The sequence below is a fragment of the Rhizobium redzepovicii genome (assembly GCF_019793435.1).
Lineage (GTDB): Bacteria > Pseudomonadota > Alphaproteobacteria > Rhizobiales > Rhizobiaceae > Rhizobium > Rhizobium redzepovicii.
Genome location: NZ_JAILYH010000002.1, coordinates 64,230 through 77,805, shown reverse-complemented (window position 1 = coordinate 77,805; position 13,576 = coordinate 64,230). Strand labels below are relative to the sequence as shown.

15 protein-coding genes are annotated in these 13,576 nt (G+C 60.4%); 12 read left to right on the top strand and 3 right to left on the bottom strand.

What is annotated here, in order from left to right; all coding sequences use genetic code 11:
* Nucleotides 1-24: 24 nt before the first annotated feature.
* On the top strand, nucleotides 25-1,902 hold the full coding sequence (locus K6N12_RS02815; protein WP_183854281.1) for a HAMP domain-containing methyl-accepting chemotaxis protein: 1,878 nt from the start codon (nucleotides 25-27) through the stop codon (nucleotides 1,900-1,902).
* Between the two features lie 139 nt (nucleotides 1,903-2,041).
* Here the strand turns inward: K6N12_RS02815 and K6N12_RS02810 are convergent, their stop codons facing one another.
* Nucleotides 2,042-2,686, bottom strand: a complete 645-nt coding sequence (locus K6N12_RS02810) for an NrsF family protein (protein ID WP_097624304.1) — start codon at nucleotides 2,684-2,686, stop codon at nucleotides 2,042-2,044.
* Nucleotides 2,683-3,231, bottom strand: coding sequence for a sigma-70 family RNA polymerase sigma factor (locus K6N12_RS02805; protein WP_222148692.1), 549 nt, complete (start codon nucleotides 3,229-3,231; stop codon nucleotides 2,683-2,685). Before K6N12_RS02805 ends, K6N12_RS02810 begins: the two co-directional genes overlap by 4 nt.
* A gap of 185 nt (nucleotides 3,232-3,416) precedes the next feature.
* Between K6N12_RS02805 and K6N12_RS02800 the strand changes: the two genes are divergently transcribed.
* From K6N12_RS02800 to K6N12_RS02775, 6 genes are all read left to right on the top strand, one after another.
* Nucleotides 3,417-3,680: a pentapeptide MXKDX repeat protein gene (locus K6N12_RS02800; RefSeq protein ID WP_131710622.1), complete on the top strand. Its 264-nt coding sequence runs from the start codon at nucleotides 3,417-3,419 to the stop codon at nucleotides 3,678-3,680.
* A gap of 137 nt (nucleotides 3,681-3,817) precedes the next feature.
* A complete protein-coding gene (locus tag K6N12_RS02795) occupies nucleotides 3,818-4,657 on the top strand; it encodes a cytochrome b/b6 domain-containing protein (protein ID WP_097624307.1) in 840 nt (279 codons plus the stop codon).
* The gene (locus K6N12_RS02790) at nucleotides 4,657-5,433 is read left to right on the top strand and encodes a molybdopterin-binding protein (protein WP_183781536.1); all 777 of its coding nucleotides are present in this window, start codon (nucleotides 4,657-4,659) and stop codon (nucleotides 5,431-5,433) included. Before K6N12_RS02795 ends, K6N12_RS02790 begins: the two co-directional genes overlap by 1 nt.
* A gap of 268 nt (nucleotides 5,434-5,701) precedes the next feature.
* Nucleotides 5,702-5,959: a cyclic nucleotide-binding domain-containing protein gene (locus K6N12_RS02785; RefSeq protein WP_246645377.1), complete on the top strand. Its 258-nt coding sequence runs from the start codon at nucleotides 5,702-5,704 to the stop codon at nucleotides 5,957-5,959.
* Between the two features lie 172 nt (nucleotides 5,960-6,131).
* Nucleotides 6,132-6,404, top strand: coding sequence for a hypothetical protein (locus K6N12_RS02780; protein ID WP_183781533.1), 273 nt, complete (start codon nucleotides 6,132-6,134; stop codon nucleotides 6,402-6,404).
* A 379-nt stretch (nucleotides 6,405-6,783) separates the two neighbouring features.
* Complete coding sequence (locus K6N12_RS02775; protein ID WP_239620864.1) at nucleotides 6,784-7,035, top strand: DUF6894 family protein; 252 nt, start codon at nucleotides 6,784-6,786, stop codon at nucleotides 7,033-7,035.
* Nucleotides 7,036-7,118: 83 nt separating this feature from the next.
* On the opposite strand, the gene K6N12_RS02770 is transcribed toward K6N12_RS02775, so the two are convergent.
* A complete protein-coding gene (locus K6N12_RS02770) occupies nucleotides 7,119-7,856 on the bottom strand; it encodes a Crp/Fnr family transcriptional regulator (protein ID WP_097624311.1) in 738 nt (245 codons plus the stop codon).
* Between the two features lie 649 nt (nucleotides 7,857-8,505).
* Between K6N12_RS02770 and K6N12_RS02765 the strand changes: the two genes are divergently transcribed.
* From K6N12_RS02765 to K6N12_RS02745, 5 genes are all read left to right on the top strand, one after another.
* Nucleotides 8,506-9,243 (top strand): Crp/Fnr family transcriptional regulator, encoded by a 738-nt coding sequence (locus K6N12_RS02765; protein WP_097624313.1) that lies wholly within the window; start codon nucleotides 8,506-8,508, stop codon nucleotides 9,241-9,243.
* A gap of 290 nt (nucleotides 9,244-9,533) precedes the next feature.
* Complete coding sequence (locus K6N12_RS02760; protein ID WP_183781530.1) at nucleotides 9,534-10,292, top strand: FadR/GntR family transcriptional regulator; 759 nt, start codon at nucleotides 9,534-9,536, stop codon at nucleotides 10,290-10,292.
* Between the two features lie 23 nt (nucleotides 10,293-10,315).
* Complete coding sequence (locus tag K6N12_RS02755) at nucleotides 10,316-11,290, top strand: sialic acid TRAP transporter substrate-binding protein SiaP (protein WP_097624315.1); 975 nt, start codon at nucleotides 10,316-10,318, stop codon at nucleotides 11,288-11,290.
* A gap of 293 nt (nucleotides 11,291-11,583) precedes the next feature.
* Complete coding sequence (locus tag K6N12_RS02750) at nucleotides 11,584-12,156, top strand: TRAP transporter small permease (RefSeq protein WP_003592221.1); 573 nt, start codon at nucleotides 11,584-11,586, stop codon at nucleotides 12,154-12,156.
* 4 nt (nucleotides 12,157-12,160) lie between these two features.
* Nucleotides 12,161-13,567 carry a TRAP transporter large permease gene (locus K6N12_RS02745; protein WP_222148691.1) on the top strand — a complete coding sequence of 469 codons (1,407 nt, stop codon included), beginning with the start codon at nucleotides 12,161-12,163 and terminating at the stop codon, nucleotides 13,565-13,567.
* Nucleotides 13,568-13,576 lie beyond the last annotated feature (9 nt).

The following is a 13,576-nucleotide window of genomic DNA, read 5'->3' as shown; positions in this document are numbered from 1 at the left end:
TCCCAGCTCTTCGAGGAGACCCGCATGAAGCGCCCGAGCATCAAGCAAGCCCTGATCGTGAAGCTGTCGATCATCAGCCTTTTCATGGTTTGTCTGTCCTACATCTCACTGAGCACGATTTCTACGCTTCGTGCCAATACCGAGCAGATCGGGACCTTCTGGATGCACCGGCTTGTGACCGCGCGCGAGATCAAGGATAACTTCCTCGATCTGAAACTGGTCTACGCTCAGTATCTCCTGGAAGATACGGCGGAGGAACTGAAGGCCGGACAACAGAAAATCGATACCGCTCGGGCCGCGGTTGAGAAAGTTGTTGCGGAATACGAAAAGGGTGTCCGCACCGAGCGCGGGCGCGAACTGATCAATCAGATCAAGCCTGAACTGGACAAGTATAGCGGGCTGGCAGAGCAGATGATTGCGCTGCAAAATAGTGACAAGGCATCCGACGCGGCTCGCTTCTTCAAGGAGAATATGGAACCGCAATCCGTGCTAGTGGATAAGGGCGTCAGCGATCTGGTTGCTTTCATTCTCGGCCAGGCCGAAGGCTTCGTTGCCGCGAGCGACGGTTCCGCGACGTCCGCTTTCATGTTGACGGCCGCAATCGCAGCGCTGGCAGTGCTCATCGCCATGGCTGGTATCGCCTTTGCAGTATTCGGCATCGCCAACCCGATCCGAAGCATCGCATCGGCCATGAGGCGTTTGTCGAACGGTGACCTTGATAGCGCCATACCCGGTGCCGGCCGCGCCGACGAAGTTGGGGAAATGGCCGGTGCTGTCGAAGTCTTCCGCCAGAATGCTCTCAATGTCGTCAGGCTTGAGAAGGAAGCTGCTCTCTCCCGCAGCGAAAGTGAGGCAGTGCGCGCGGCAGCCCAGCAACGCGCCGAACGCGAGGCCGAACAATTGCGCTTCGCAACCACGACCTTGGGTGGAGGCCTTCGACGGCTTGCGGCAGGCGACATATCCTTCCAGCTTTCGGATCAATTTGCCGCCGAATACGAGACCTTGCGCGAAGACTTCAACGCGTCGCTCCGGCAATTGGGCACGACGATCGGGGCGGTGCTCCAGACGGTACACAGCATAGATAGCGGTAGCGGCGAGATCGCATCCGCTGCGCAGGACCTTTCCAAACGTACCGAACAGCAAGCAGCCTCTCTCGAGGAGACGGCCGCAGCCCTGGACGAAATCACCTCGAATGTGACGATGGCGTCCAAACGCACCGACGAGGCACGCAATGTGGCCCTGGAGGCCGATATCAGCGCTCAGCGGTCGGCAACTGTCGTAGCAGAGGCGGAACAGGCCATGCGACGCATCGAGGATAGTTCGGAGCAGATATCGAACATTATTGGTGCGATCGATGAGATTGCCTTCCAGACCAACCTCCTGGCGCTCAACGCCGGCGTTGAAGCTGCCCGTGCGGGTGAGGCGGGCAAAGGTTTTGCCGTGGTCGCACAAGAAGTCCGTGAGCTTGCTCAACGCGCTGCTCAAGCAGCCAAGGAGATCAAAGGCTTCATTCAGAAGTCCTCGACGGACGTCAAAAATGGCGTCAAACTGGTTCTCGAAACCGGTACGTCGCTGAAAGCGATTGGTGAGCACGTCATACAGATAAACCAGCTCATGGATGCGATTGCCACCTCGGCGCGCGAGCAATCGACCGGACTTGCCGAGATCAACACCGCCGTCAATCATATGGACCAGGCGACCCAGCAAAATGCGGCAATGGTCGAGCAGTCGACGGCCGCCGCCGCCTCTCTGTCCTCCGAGGCGGGCCGCCTGCGGCATCTGGTCAATCAATTTCAGTTGGACGGCGACAGAAGCACGGTGGGCGTGGAGAACGGCAGCCGGGGCTCCGACAGCGACATGCCGATCCGGCTGGTCGCTCAGCGGCGCGCCATGCAAAGATGAAGCGTGATGTCGGTACGCCGGACGATCTATTGGCCGCTGGCGGCGCAATGACGCGCTAACGCGCGACAACAATGCCCCCGATCGACGCAAGAGGACCCGTTCTATGCAAGGCTTTTCAGGCCCGGCGGCACCGAAGGATCTACCAGCGGAGGAGGCGAGGGCCGGTGACGGCGCCGAGCGCGCCAGTGAGCAGGATGCCCAGCGAATACCAGATCAACACGAAGGGCATGCCGTTCTCGGTGCAGAACCACGAATAGACCCAGGCGCCCGCGGCCCCCGCGGCAATGCCGGCGACGAAGCCCGTCAGCCGCAGATCGGTTGGCGCCGCCTGGCGCAGCGCCCAGACGGCGCCGGCATAGACGGGTAGGGCAAAGCCGAGGATCAGCAGCGGGCAATGGAGCGCCGAAGAGCCGAAGATCAGCACCGGATAAGCCTCGGTTGGAGCCATCATCAGTTGGATGGCAGCGACTGCCGCCATGGCGGCGAAGATTAAGGCAAGCAAATCGAAAAAACGGCCCTCGGAACCGTCAGGGCGGGAAAGCCGATAGACGGCGAGGAGCGCCACGACTGCAATCAGCGCATTATAGGCCGATTTGATCCAGAAGACCGGCAGCATCAGCACGTCTGATATATCGACCCGCGGACCGAGAATGGTCAGCATCAGCAGCAGGGAGAGCCCGAGCGCCGGCACGATGCCGAGCGCGAAGCGGCGGCGCAGCGCATCGCTCGGCACCGGCTTCAAGTCACCTGCCAGGCGTTCGATGAGGTCGTCCGTTTTTGTCACGATGTGCCTCGCATTCTCTCTGCCAGCGCCTTCAGCGCCCGGTGGATGCCGACCTTCACCGCCGATTCGGACTGGCCCGTGCGGCTTGCGGTGTCGGCGACCGACTGGCCCTCCAATTTCACCTGCCGGATCAGCTCACGTTGTCTCGGTGACAGCCCGTGGAGCAACCGCTCGACATCCATGCTGGCCGTCAGCGCATCCTCGCTGAAGTCGCTTTCGATCTCCTCGCCAAGCTCGGTCTCGGCGAGCCTGCGTCCGCCGCGGCCGCGATGATGGTCGATCAGCTTGTAGCGGGCGATCGAGAAGAACCAGGCCGTGAATGGCCTTTCCCGGTCATAGGTGGATCGGCGCGAATGCAGCGCCAGCAATGTCTCCTGAACCAGGTCTTCCATATCCGCTTTCGCCGCCGCCGCCATTCTGCGGCTGTAATAACCGACAAGCAGCAGGCGCAAAGCCGCCAGCAAACGCCGACAGGCCGCCTCGTCCCCGTCAAGGGACAGAAGCATTAATGCTTTCAGGGCTTCTTCCGAATGGGCGGTTGTCATGCTGTCAGAGACTTCATTCGATGGAAGCTGCCGATCGGTTACAGGGAAGATGAAAACAATGTTGGTATCACAGCTCTATCACAAGCGCGTGAGGCTGTAACGCATCCCGACGCTCCCCCGAATAGCCAAATGTGAGCCATCGGCAGGCCGCCGGCGGACACGAAAATCCATTTCGGGAGAGTTCCATGACCAAGCTTTTTTCCAGCCTTGCAGCCTGCACCTTCATCGTCGGTCTTTCGCTCGCCGGCGCCGCTTCGGCTGAAGACGCCATGAAGTCCGATACGATGAAAAAGGACACGATGAAGAAGGACACGATGCAGAGCAGCGCCATGTCGAAGGATGCCATGAAGATGTCGGGCACCAAGACGGACTGCATGCACAAGGCCGGCATGGAAAAGGATGCGATGAAAAAGACCGATATGATGAAGGCCTGCGACGCGATGAAGTAGCGTTCGCGTCTGCGCGGCCGCTGAAACTTTTCTACAGCGCCGCGCGTCTTTTTAGACGCGCAAAGGACGCTGTAGCACTTTTGATTGCTGCGGCCGCGTCCCCTCTTTTCGAAACGTCTGACTTTCGGAGAACCATCATGGCGACGATCGATGCCGGCACGAAAACCGGCCGCACGCTTATCTACCGCCACAGCCTTGCCGTGCGCCTGTCGCATTGGGTGAATGTGTTCTGCCTCACCGTGCTGCTGTTCAGCGGTCTGCAGATATTCAATGCGCATCCGGCGCTCTATTGGGGCCAGTACGGTGCCGACAACGACCCGTCCTTCATCGCCATGGAAGCCGTCGAGGGCGGCGACCAGGCGAAGGGGCTGACGCATGTCGGTTCGCTCACCTTCGATACGACAGGCGTGCTCGGTCTTTCGGATGTCGATGGCGAGGCGACAGCAAGAGGTTTTCCAAGCTGGCTCACGCTTCCAAGCTACCAGGATCTATCGGCTGGCCGGCGCTGGCATTTCTTCTTCGCCTGGCTCTTCGTTCTCAACGGCTCCGTCTATCTTCTCTATGGGCTGATCAGCCGGCATTTCCGCCGGGATCTCGCCCCTGAAGGCAAGGAACTGACGCTCGCCCATCTTGGGCATGAGGTCGCCAGCCATGCCCGGCTGCGTTTTCCGAAAGGAGCCGAGGCACGCCACTACAACACTTTGCAGAAGCTGACCTATCTTGCGGTGATCTTTTTGCTGTTGCCGCTGATGGTTGCGACGGGTCTCACCATGTCGCCGGGCTTCAACGCGGTGGCGCCCTGGCTGCTCGATGTCTTCGGCGGCCGGCAATCGGCCCGCACCCTGCATTTCCTCACCGCCTTCTCGCTCGTCGCCTTCGTTGTGGTGCATGTCGCCATGGTGATCCTGTCGGGTGTCTTCAACAATCTGCGCTCGATGATCACCGGCTATTACGCTATCGAACAGGGAGACGAATGATGAGCCGCCTGATCACCCGCCGCCGCTTCCTGATCGGCTCGACCCTCACCGCCTCCGCATTGGGATTGAGCGGCTGCGACGCAGTGGTCGAGAGCGAGCGGACGAAGTCGGTGTTGAAGATCGCCGAAGGCTTCAGCGTGAAGACGCAGCGCTTGCTGCTTGGCGACAACGCGCTGGCCCGCGAATTCAGCGAGACGGACCTCTCCCCGGTCTTTCGCTCCAACGGCACCAGCATGCCCGATAACCCGCAATATCTCGACTGGATGAGCCGGCAGTTCTCGACCTGGAGACTGGATGTCGGCGGTCTCGTCGAAAAGCCGTCGCAGTTCTCGCTGGCGCAGCTGAAGGCGATGCCGTCGCGTACCCAGATCACCCGCCACGACTGCGTCGAAGGCTGGAGCGCTATCGGCAAATGGATCGGCCTGCCGCTCGGCGCCTTGCTGCAATCGGTCGGGCTGAAGCCCGAGGCGCGCTATATCGTGTTTCATTGCGCCGACGAATACGAAAAGACGCTGGATGGCAGCGGCTGGTATTATGAGAGCATCGATCTGGTCGATGCGCTTCATCCGCAGACGATCCTTGCCTATTCGATGAATGGCCGCGACCTGGAAGTGGCGCATGGAGCGCCGCTGAGGCTCAGGGTCGAGCGGCAGCTCGGCTACAAGCAGGCGAAATATCTGACGCGCATTGAGGCGGTGGCCGATCTCGGTCGGCTTTATGGCGGCAATGGCGGCTTCTGGGAAGATCGCGGCTACGAATGGTATGCCGGCATATGAGTTGCGGGCAGGCTCCGATCTGCCTGTTCGCAAAGCTCATCAACTGAGTTTGCCGGCGTCTACGGAAATTCTTGGCGGGCAGAAGCCGCCAAGTACCTCTGTACGCTCAATGATTCTAGATGGTTAGGTTCGCCCACAACGACATCGATGCGCGGACTGACATGGACGACGAGCAATTGAATTTCCGGAATGAACTCTTATGCGCGATGGGGCCGCAAGAGCGCGAGCTTCTGTTGCTTCACCTGGAGCCTGTCGCTCTGGACGTCCTTTGGTCCTGGAAACGGAGAATACCCCGGTTAGCGACGTTTACCTGCTTGAGGCAGGTCTTGCCTCGATCGTGGCAAGATTTCCGGGCGGCCGCGACATTGAAGTGGGGATCGTCGGTCGCGAGGGCATGACCGGCGACGCCGTTGTGCTCGGCGGTTTCCAATCGGCGAACCGGCGGCAGATCGCCATTCTCAACCGGAGGGGACTGATCGAAGAGGCGCACGGATCCGGTCTGCCGAGGAGGAATACCGGCGTCTGATCGGCAGGCATCTGGCGCGTTAAGCGGTTCGCCGGCCCTGATCCGGCCGCGTCGGTTCCACCATCTCGGCGGAAGGATCGAACGGAAGCCGGCATTGGTACGCTTCCGTACTCGTAGTTGAAATCGAAAATCCGAAGATTAGGATCTCCTTACATACTGGGGAGGAATGCGGATGACCCAGCATTCGGGAATTACGAAGCCGGCGCTGCAGCCTGAAGACATAACCATGTTGAGTGCAGTGCTGAGGCAGTGGTGCCGGGAAAAATCATGCGGGATCGGCAGTCCGGCAGCGCAACATGTTGCGCGGGAACTTGTCTCCTGGTTCGAATGCGGCATTCGCAATCCGCATAAACTCGCTGGCCTGATGCGCCACATGCACGTGGATGGGCCAACGGTCTCGCGCCCAGCCGCGAAAGCGGGCCAGTCAGAGCGTCAGGATGGATAGAATTCTCCGAGCCTCCCTCTCGGTCTGTTCCTCCGGTCTGAGCTTTCCGGAACGGCAGATCGCTCTCAGACAGATCGTCGATGAACTTCAGGAAACTCTGCGACGGCGCCCCCGATCCGCGCCCGATCCTCCTTCGTCTGCTTCATACGATCCGCGCTTCGATGACATCGATCGCCGGAGCCGATGACGACTGTTGGGAAGATATTATCCGGGAACCCTTCCAACTGCGGGCGACGATGGTGCGTCTGCGAGCCGAAACGGTTATTGCCATTGATCGGTTTCCCGGATGGGAAGGACGCTGATAGTGTTGCTGTCCGAGTAACAGGCGGGCTCTTTTCTGAGGAAGCGCGCCACGCGTTATGGCATTGATTCTGCGACGGTGAGGCAGCGCATCCCGAGGTTTTATTTCAACGTCGTGTCGGACGCCCCGGTGGTAGTCGATTTGGAAGGTTCGGAACTGGCGACGCTCGCCGATGCCAGACGAGAAGCCGTGCAGGATGCAAGGGCGCTGATGAGCCAGGCGGTGCTTGCAGGAAAAGACATCTCGGCGCGACGGATCCATATCTGCGATGAACTGGGAGGCGTCCTTCTGATCGTGCACTTTGTGGAGACGGTCCGGCGCTCGGATTAGAGCAATACGCCACGCGGTCTTGAGACGACTTGCGCTATTTCATTGTTTGGGATGCGGATGTTCGCAGGCCGGTTAATTTCACATCATCCGGATTTGGCCGGCCGGCGGATCGGTAGGCCGATCAGACGTTCATATTCGCGTTCCGGCACACCATAGCTTCCGGCGGCAATCTCCTCCAGCCGTTCCCGGTCGAGAATCCTGACATTGGCACGGGTCGACTTGATGGCTCTCAGGCCTTCGATGACATGCAGCTCGTTGGTTACGCCGGAGCGTCGAACGCCGAGCATGAGCGCCAGAAATTCATGGGTGAGCGGCAGGTCGCTTCCGGCCAGCCGGTCATGACACATCAGCAGCCAGCGGGCGAGCCGCTCATGCATGTTGTAGCGGCCGTTGGCGAGGGCCGACTGGGCCAGCTGGATGTCGCAGCAATGCACATAGTTGAGGAACAGGGCGTTGATTTCGGGAAAGGCTTTCAGCACCTGTTCGAAGTCCTCGACAGAGACCTGCAGCCCGGTTCCGGCGACCTGCATGAAGGTCCGGTTGGGCGTCGTATCTGTCTTCAGGAGGATATGCGCCCCCGCCATGCCCTCGTAGCCGATATGCCCGACCTCGACCGCCTCGTCTTCGGCATTCGAAGCGACCATCGATGCGAGACCGTCCTCGATGAAGCACACATGGTCGATCGGCTGATCGGCCTCGACCAGCACATGTTTCACCGGCAGCTGGATTGCCTGCGCAGCGGCGAGCAGCATGTCGAAGGCATCGGCAGGCAAGGCCTTCAACAGCAGATTGTGATTGTTGCGCTGATCCGCTGCGGCCATGGACGGTCTCCTGCGGGGAGGAGCCCGTGCTCATACCAGCAGCCTTCATGATCGCGGTATTGAACAGCTTATGCGTCAAAACAGCCGGCATAGCCATATTGATGGGCGGTTCTGTGCGGTTTTGACAATACCGGTGGAGAGGGAAGAATAAGATTATTCGTTAAAAATCATAGCATTAAGAGTAAATTGCAACAGAGCAATGTGTCAGGCGGGTACTTATGCATCTCTCGGCAATCGATGACAAAACCCCTGCCCGGTCGACGACTTTCGATCTGAAGCTCCGCCCTCCAGCTGCTGCACAAGCGCGCGCACCACCTTCATCCCCAGGCTTTTTCCGGCGTTCTCGTCTGATGAAAATTCCGGCGGCAGGCCCCTGCCACTGTCCGATACGCGAGGGGATGTCACCGCAGTCGTTGCGCGCGATGACGGAGACAGCGCCGCCGATATCGGAATAGCCGTGCTTGAAGGCATTCGTCACCAGTTCGTTGACCAGAAGCCGGACGGACACGGTCCGGCCGTCGACGCGAGGCCGGGTCATACGCCTTGCAATCAGGCGGCCCGGGGTCCATAATTCCCATCATCGTTGGCAGACTTCACGGCGCTGGCGGCTGGGAGACGGTGTGCTCTTGCCAAACCAAAGGGCAGGGCCATGCGACGTCTCCACACCCAGAATCTCATCCTAGCGCATCTGTCGGCTCCGGAGCTTCTGGCTCTGGAGACGGTTCTCGAACCGCTCATCCTCCCGCGCGATCTCGATCTCGTCCATACCGGCATGCTGGTCAGTCACTATTACTTTCTGGAAAGCGGTATCGCCTCGATGGTGGCGACGAGTCCGGAGGGCAGAAGGGCGGAGGTCGGCCTGGTCGGCAGGGACGGGGTGTCGCCGCCGACCCTGCTCATGGAGGGGAAACGATCGCCGTTCCAGGTGACGATGCAGGTCGCCGGTCATGGACGCCGTGTCGAAGCCGCTGCCTTGGCGGGGTTCCTGCGCGAGCAACCCGCAGTCCTGTCGCTGCTTTCGCACTTCGTCCATATCTTCTTCACGCAGGTCGCCCACACTGCGCTCTCCAATGCCGTTCACAAGATCGACGTGCGATTGGCGAAGTGGATTCTGATGTGCCACGATCGCCTGGACGGCGAAGAGATCGCGATCACCCACGAATATCTGGCGATCATGCTCGGCGTGAGACGATCGAGCGTCACCGATGCCTTACATATTCTGGAAGGCGAGCGCCTCATTCATTCCAGCCGCGGCCTGGTGATCGTTCGCAATCGCATAGCCCTCGAAAGCTTCGCGGCCGACGCCTACAATCTTCCGGGCATATCCGGGCCCGACCTTCCCGGTATCCGCTATCAATCATCTCGCGCACCGATCGCCGCGCATTGAAGCCTGTCGTCGATACGAAAGCGCGTCGCGGTTAACTTGATTCATGCGGCGCGCTTAGCTTTTTGTTTTTATGCATCTCGTTATCCGGGAACCGCTGCACACTTTCCGGCGACATGCATTAGACGCCGCTGCAATGGCCGAACCCCAGAACTCTTCTCAGTCTGTGGACGCTCGTGTTTTGCGTTTATGCGGCGGATTGACGCGCAACCCCTACGGTGATACCTATGTCTCAATTGGTCAGGCCAGTTGACCAGATGCGCGCTTGAGGAGGCACCGCCGGGGAGGCCAAAATGTTTTCACCTGTGGAATCGCGCCGCCTCTATCGGCAGGTGGCGGACCAGATTCGTTTGATGATATCACGCGGCGAACTTGCCGTCGGCCAGCGGCTGCCGGCCGAGCGCGACCTGGCCGAGCAACTGTCGGTGTCGCGCCCAACAGTGCGCGAGGCGCTGATCGTCCTGGAGGTCGAGGGCCTCGTCAATATCCGCATGGGATCCGGCATCTACGTGGTGCGCCAGCATGCCGCGACTGCGACGGGAAACGAGCGCGAGCCGGTGGAAGGGCCCTTCGAGCTGCTGCAGGCGCGCGCCATCATCGAGTGCGCCATTGCCGAAGAAGCGGCAGGCTGCGCCGGGCCGGAAGGCATCGCACTGCTCGATGAAGCGCTGACGCGCATGAGCGGCGGCGTCAACGATGCGAGCACGGTGCTTGCCGCCGATCGCGCCTTTCACACCGGCATTGCCGCCATCGTCGGCAATGCGACACTGATCCGTGTGACCGGCGAGATGTTCGACATGCGCATGACCCCTTATTTTGCCAAGCTCGCCAGCCACTTCGAGGGGCCGGGAACATGGCGCAGCGCCGTCGACGAACATCGGGTCATTCGCGATGCGATCGCCGCCGGCGATGGGGCAGGCGCCAAGGCGGCCATGCGCGCCCATCTCACCTTATCGCAGAAGAGGTTTTCCGAGAGCTTCGGGGAGGAGTTTTCGGGAGAGGAGGCGCGTGGCCGCAAGAAGGCGCCCGCGAAAGGAACCGACAAGATTTAACCCAAGCTCGGGAGGAGAGAGCGATGAAGAGCAGACTAGCAACGATACTTTGCACCGCAGCCGCGATCATGGCGACGACGGCGGTCGCACATGCCCAAACGGTACTGAAATGGGCGCATGTCTATGAAACCTCCGAGCCCTTCCACACGGATTCCGTTTGGGCTGCAGAAGAGATCGCCAAGCGCACCGACGGGCGTTACAAGATCGAGGTCTATCCGGCCTCGCAGCTCGGCAAGGAAGCCGACATCAATCAGGGTCTCAAGCTCGGCACGGTCGACATCATCATCTCGGGATCGAGCTTTGCCGCACGCGACTACAAGCCGATCGGCGTGACTTACTTCCCCTATATTTTCCGCGGCCCCGATCACCTGATCGCCTACACCAAGAGCGATGTCTTCAAGCGCCTCGCCAAAGGCTATGAAGACAAGACCGGCAATCACATCGCTGCCGTCAGCTATTACGGCACGCGTCATACGACATCGAACAAGCCGATTGCCAAATGCGCCGACATGCAGGGCCTGAAGATCCGCGTGCCCGACGTTCCGGCCTATCTCGCCATGCCGCGCGCCTGCGGCGCCAACACGACGCCGATCGCCTTTGCCGAAGTCTATCTCGCTCTGCAGAACGGCACGGTCGAAGCGCAGGAAAATCCGCTGACGACGATCGAGGCGAAGAAGTTCTACGAAGTCCAGAAGAACATCATCCTGACCGGCCATATCGTCGATCACCTCAACACCGTGATCTCGAAACAGCTGTGGGCGAAGCTTTCCGACGAGGACAAGAAGATCTTCGGCGAGGTGATGCAGGAGGCCGCCGAGCGTACGACCAAGACGATTGCCGGCAAGGAAAACAGCCTCGTCGCGACCTTCAAGGAAAAGGGTCTCAACGTTGCCGAGGTCGACAAATCAGACTTCGAAAAGAACGTGATGGAAAAGGTGAAGTTCGAGGACTTCGGCTACGAGAAGGCCGATTGGGAAGCCATCCGCGCGATCCAGTAAGGGTTTGGTCCGTTCGCGCCTGCGGCCGCCCCTCACCCTAACCCTCTCCCCGTTTTGACGGGGAGAGGGGACGTGCCCTGCGAGACGTTGGCGAGGGACGGAGACGTTGCCGCATACCCCCTTCGCCCCGTTTACGGGGGTCCGAAGGACGGGTCGAGACCCGTGGCTCGACCCCGGTCGGTGCCGGCAGGCGGATGAAGGGCCACGCCTCCGCAAGGAACAAGGCTTATCGACAAACCGAAGGTCGCGCCTACACGCCGCGCCCATCCTCCGCAACCGGAACAAGGCCGATCATGTCGCAAGAAATTCATACGCCAATCACGGCCGAGGAGATCGGTCACGAGTTCGAGGGCCACGCGCCGACAGCGAACATGTCGGACTACGCCATTGAAGACTGGATCACGCTGATCGTCTTCTGGCTGATGGCGGGCTGCGTCTTCCTCCAGTTCTTCACGCGCTATGTGCTGAACGACAGCTATGCATGGACCGAGGAGATCGCGATCAACTGCCTGATCGGGGTCGTCTTCTTAGGCGCCGTCATGTGCGTGCGCACCTCGCGGCATATCCAGGTGGACGTGTTCTATCACTATATGCCGGCAGGGCTGGCGCGCGTGCTCGCCACTTTCGTCGACATCGTCCGCATCGGCTTCTTCGCCTATGGCTGCCACCTGATGTGGCGCTATGTCGATATCGTCGCCGACGAGCAGATGGTTACCGTCGAGCTGCCGCGCAACATCGTCTTCTACTCCGTGCTCGTCGCCTTCGTGCTGATGCTGATCCGCGCGGTCATCGTCTTCATCGCCAATATGCGCCGCGGCTACTCCGTTCTGGAGCGCCCCGAAGAATTCCAGACTGTCGAGGGTTGATCCGATGCTGCTGCTGCTTGGTTCATTTCTGGTGCTGATGCTGATCGGCGTGCCGGTCGCCATTTCGATGGCCGTCGCATCCGTGCTGTATATCGTCCTTTACGGCGTGGCGCCCGACATTATCGTCGCCCAGCGCATGATCGCCGGCGTCGAAAGCTTCCCGCTGCTCGCCGTTCCCTTCTTCATCCTGGCGGGCAATCTGATGAACTCGGCGGGTGTGACTGGCCGCATCTATTCCTTCGCGGTCGCCCTCGTCGGCTGGATGAAGGGCGGGCTGGCGCAGGTCAATATCATTGGCTCCGTCATCTTCTCCGGCATGTCCGGCACCGCACTTGCCGATGCGGCCGGCATCGGCACGATCGAGATCAAGGCGATGAAGGATCACGGCTATCCCGTCGAGGCTGCCGTCGGCGTGACGGCGGCCTCTGCCACGCTCGGGCCGATCTTCCCGCCGTCGCTGCCCTTCGTCATCTATGGCATGATGGCGAACGTCTCGATCGGCGCGCTTTTCATGGCCGGTATCCTGCCCGGCGTCGTCATGACGCTGTTGATGATGATCACCGTTGCCGCCTTCGCCTACAAGAAGCGCTGGGGCTCCGACGCGCCCTTCGATATCAGGCAGCTGCTGTCGGCTGGCATCGAAATCGTCGTTGTCCTGATGGTGCCTGTGGCGATCTATCTGATGATGCGGGCCGGCCTATCGATGAATGCCGCGGCCGGCATCGCCCTTCTCTTGCTTCTGGCGCTCGACTGGTATTTCGGCTTTTCCGCCGTCATGGCGCTGATGACTCCGGTCATCCTGATCGGCGGCATGACGATGGGCTGGTTCACGCCGACGGAGGCCGCGGTTGCCGCCGTGCTCTGGTCGCTGTTCCTCGGCCTGGTACGCTACCGCACCATGACGTTTTCGACGCTCGCCAAGGCAAGCTTCGATACGATCGAGACGACGGCATCGGTTCTCTTCATCGTCACCGCCGCCTCGGTCTTCGCATGGCTGCTGACGGTCAGCCAGGCCGCCCAGCTGCTGTCGGATGCGATCCTGTCGATCACCGACAATAAATGGGTATTCCTGATCCTCGTGAACTTGCTGATGCTCTTCGTCGGCTGCTTCCTGGATACGATCGCAGCGATCACCATCCTCGTGCCGATCCTGCTGCCGATCGTCGCCAAATTCGGCATCGATCCGGTTCAGTTCGGCCTGATCATGACCCTGAACCTGATGATCGGGCTGTTGCATCCACCGCTCGGCATGGTGCTTTTCGTGCTGTCCAGGGTCGCGAAACTGTCGGTCGAACGCACCACCATGGCGATCCTGCCCTGGCTGGTGCCGCTCTTCCTGGCGCTGATTATGATTACCTTCATCCCCGCCGTGTCGCTCTGGCTGCCGCAGCAGCTCGGGCTGCTGCGATAGGAGCATATG

What these genes read in the sequence shown, in the direction of transcription:
- K6N12_RS02755 (WP_097624315.1), top strand. Translation starts at nt 10,316, where the DNA reads ATGAAGAGCAGACTAGCAACGATACTTTGCACCGCAGCCGCGATCATG.
- K6N12_RS02795 (WP_097624307.1), top strand. Translation starts at nt 3,818, where the DNA reads ATGGCGACGATCGATGCCGGCACGAAAACCGGCCGCACGCTTATCTAC.
- K6N12_RS02770 (WP_097624311.1), bottom strand. Translation starts at nt 7,856, where the DNA reads ATGGCCGCAGCGGATCAGCGCAACAATCACAATCTGCTGTTGAAGGCC.
- K6N12_RS02790 (WP_183781536.1), top strand. Translation starts at nt 4,657, where the DNA reads ATGAGCCGCCTGATCACCCGCCGCCGCTTCCTGATCGGCTCGACCCTC.
- K6N12_RS02800 (WP_131710622.1), top strand. Translation starts at nt 3,417, where the DNA reads ATGACCAAGCTTTTTTCCAGCCTTGCAGCCTGCACCTTCATCGTCGGT.
- K6N12_RS02780 (WP_183781533.1), top strand. Translation starts at nt 6,132, where the DNA reads ATGACCCAGCATTCGGGAATTACGAAGCCGGCGCTGCAGCCTGAAGAC.
- K6N12_RS02745 (WP_222148691.1), top strand. Translation starts at nt 12,161, where the DNA reads ATGCTGCTGCTGCTTGGTTCATTTCTGGTGCTGATGCTGATCGGCGTG.
- K6N12_RS02760 (WP_183781530.1), top strand. Translation starts at nt 9,534, where the DNA reads ATGTTTTCACCTGTGGAATCGCGCCGCCTCTATCGGCAGGTGGCGGAC.
- K6N12_RS02805 (WP_222148692.1), bottom strand. Translation starts at nt 3,231, where the DNA reads ATGACAACCGCCCATTCGGAAGAAGCCCTGAAAGCATTAATGCTTCTG.
- K6N12_RS02765 (WP_097624313.1), top strand. Translation starts at nt 8,506, where the DNA reads ATGCGACGTCTCCACACCCAGAATCTCATCCTAGCGCATCTGTCGGCT.
- K6N12_RS02815 (WP_183854281.1), top strand. Translation starts at nt 25, where the DNA reads ATGAAGCGCCCGAGCATCAAGCAAGCCCTGATCGTGAAGCTGTCGATC.
- K6N12_RS02750 (WP_003592221.1), top strand. Translation starts at nt 11,584, where the DNA reads ATGTCGCAAGAAATTCATACGCCAATCACGGCCGAGGAGATCGGTCAC.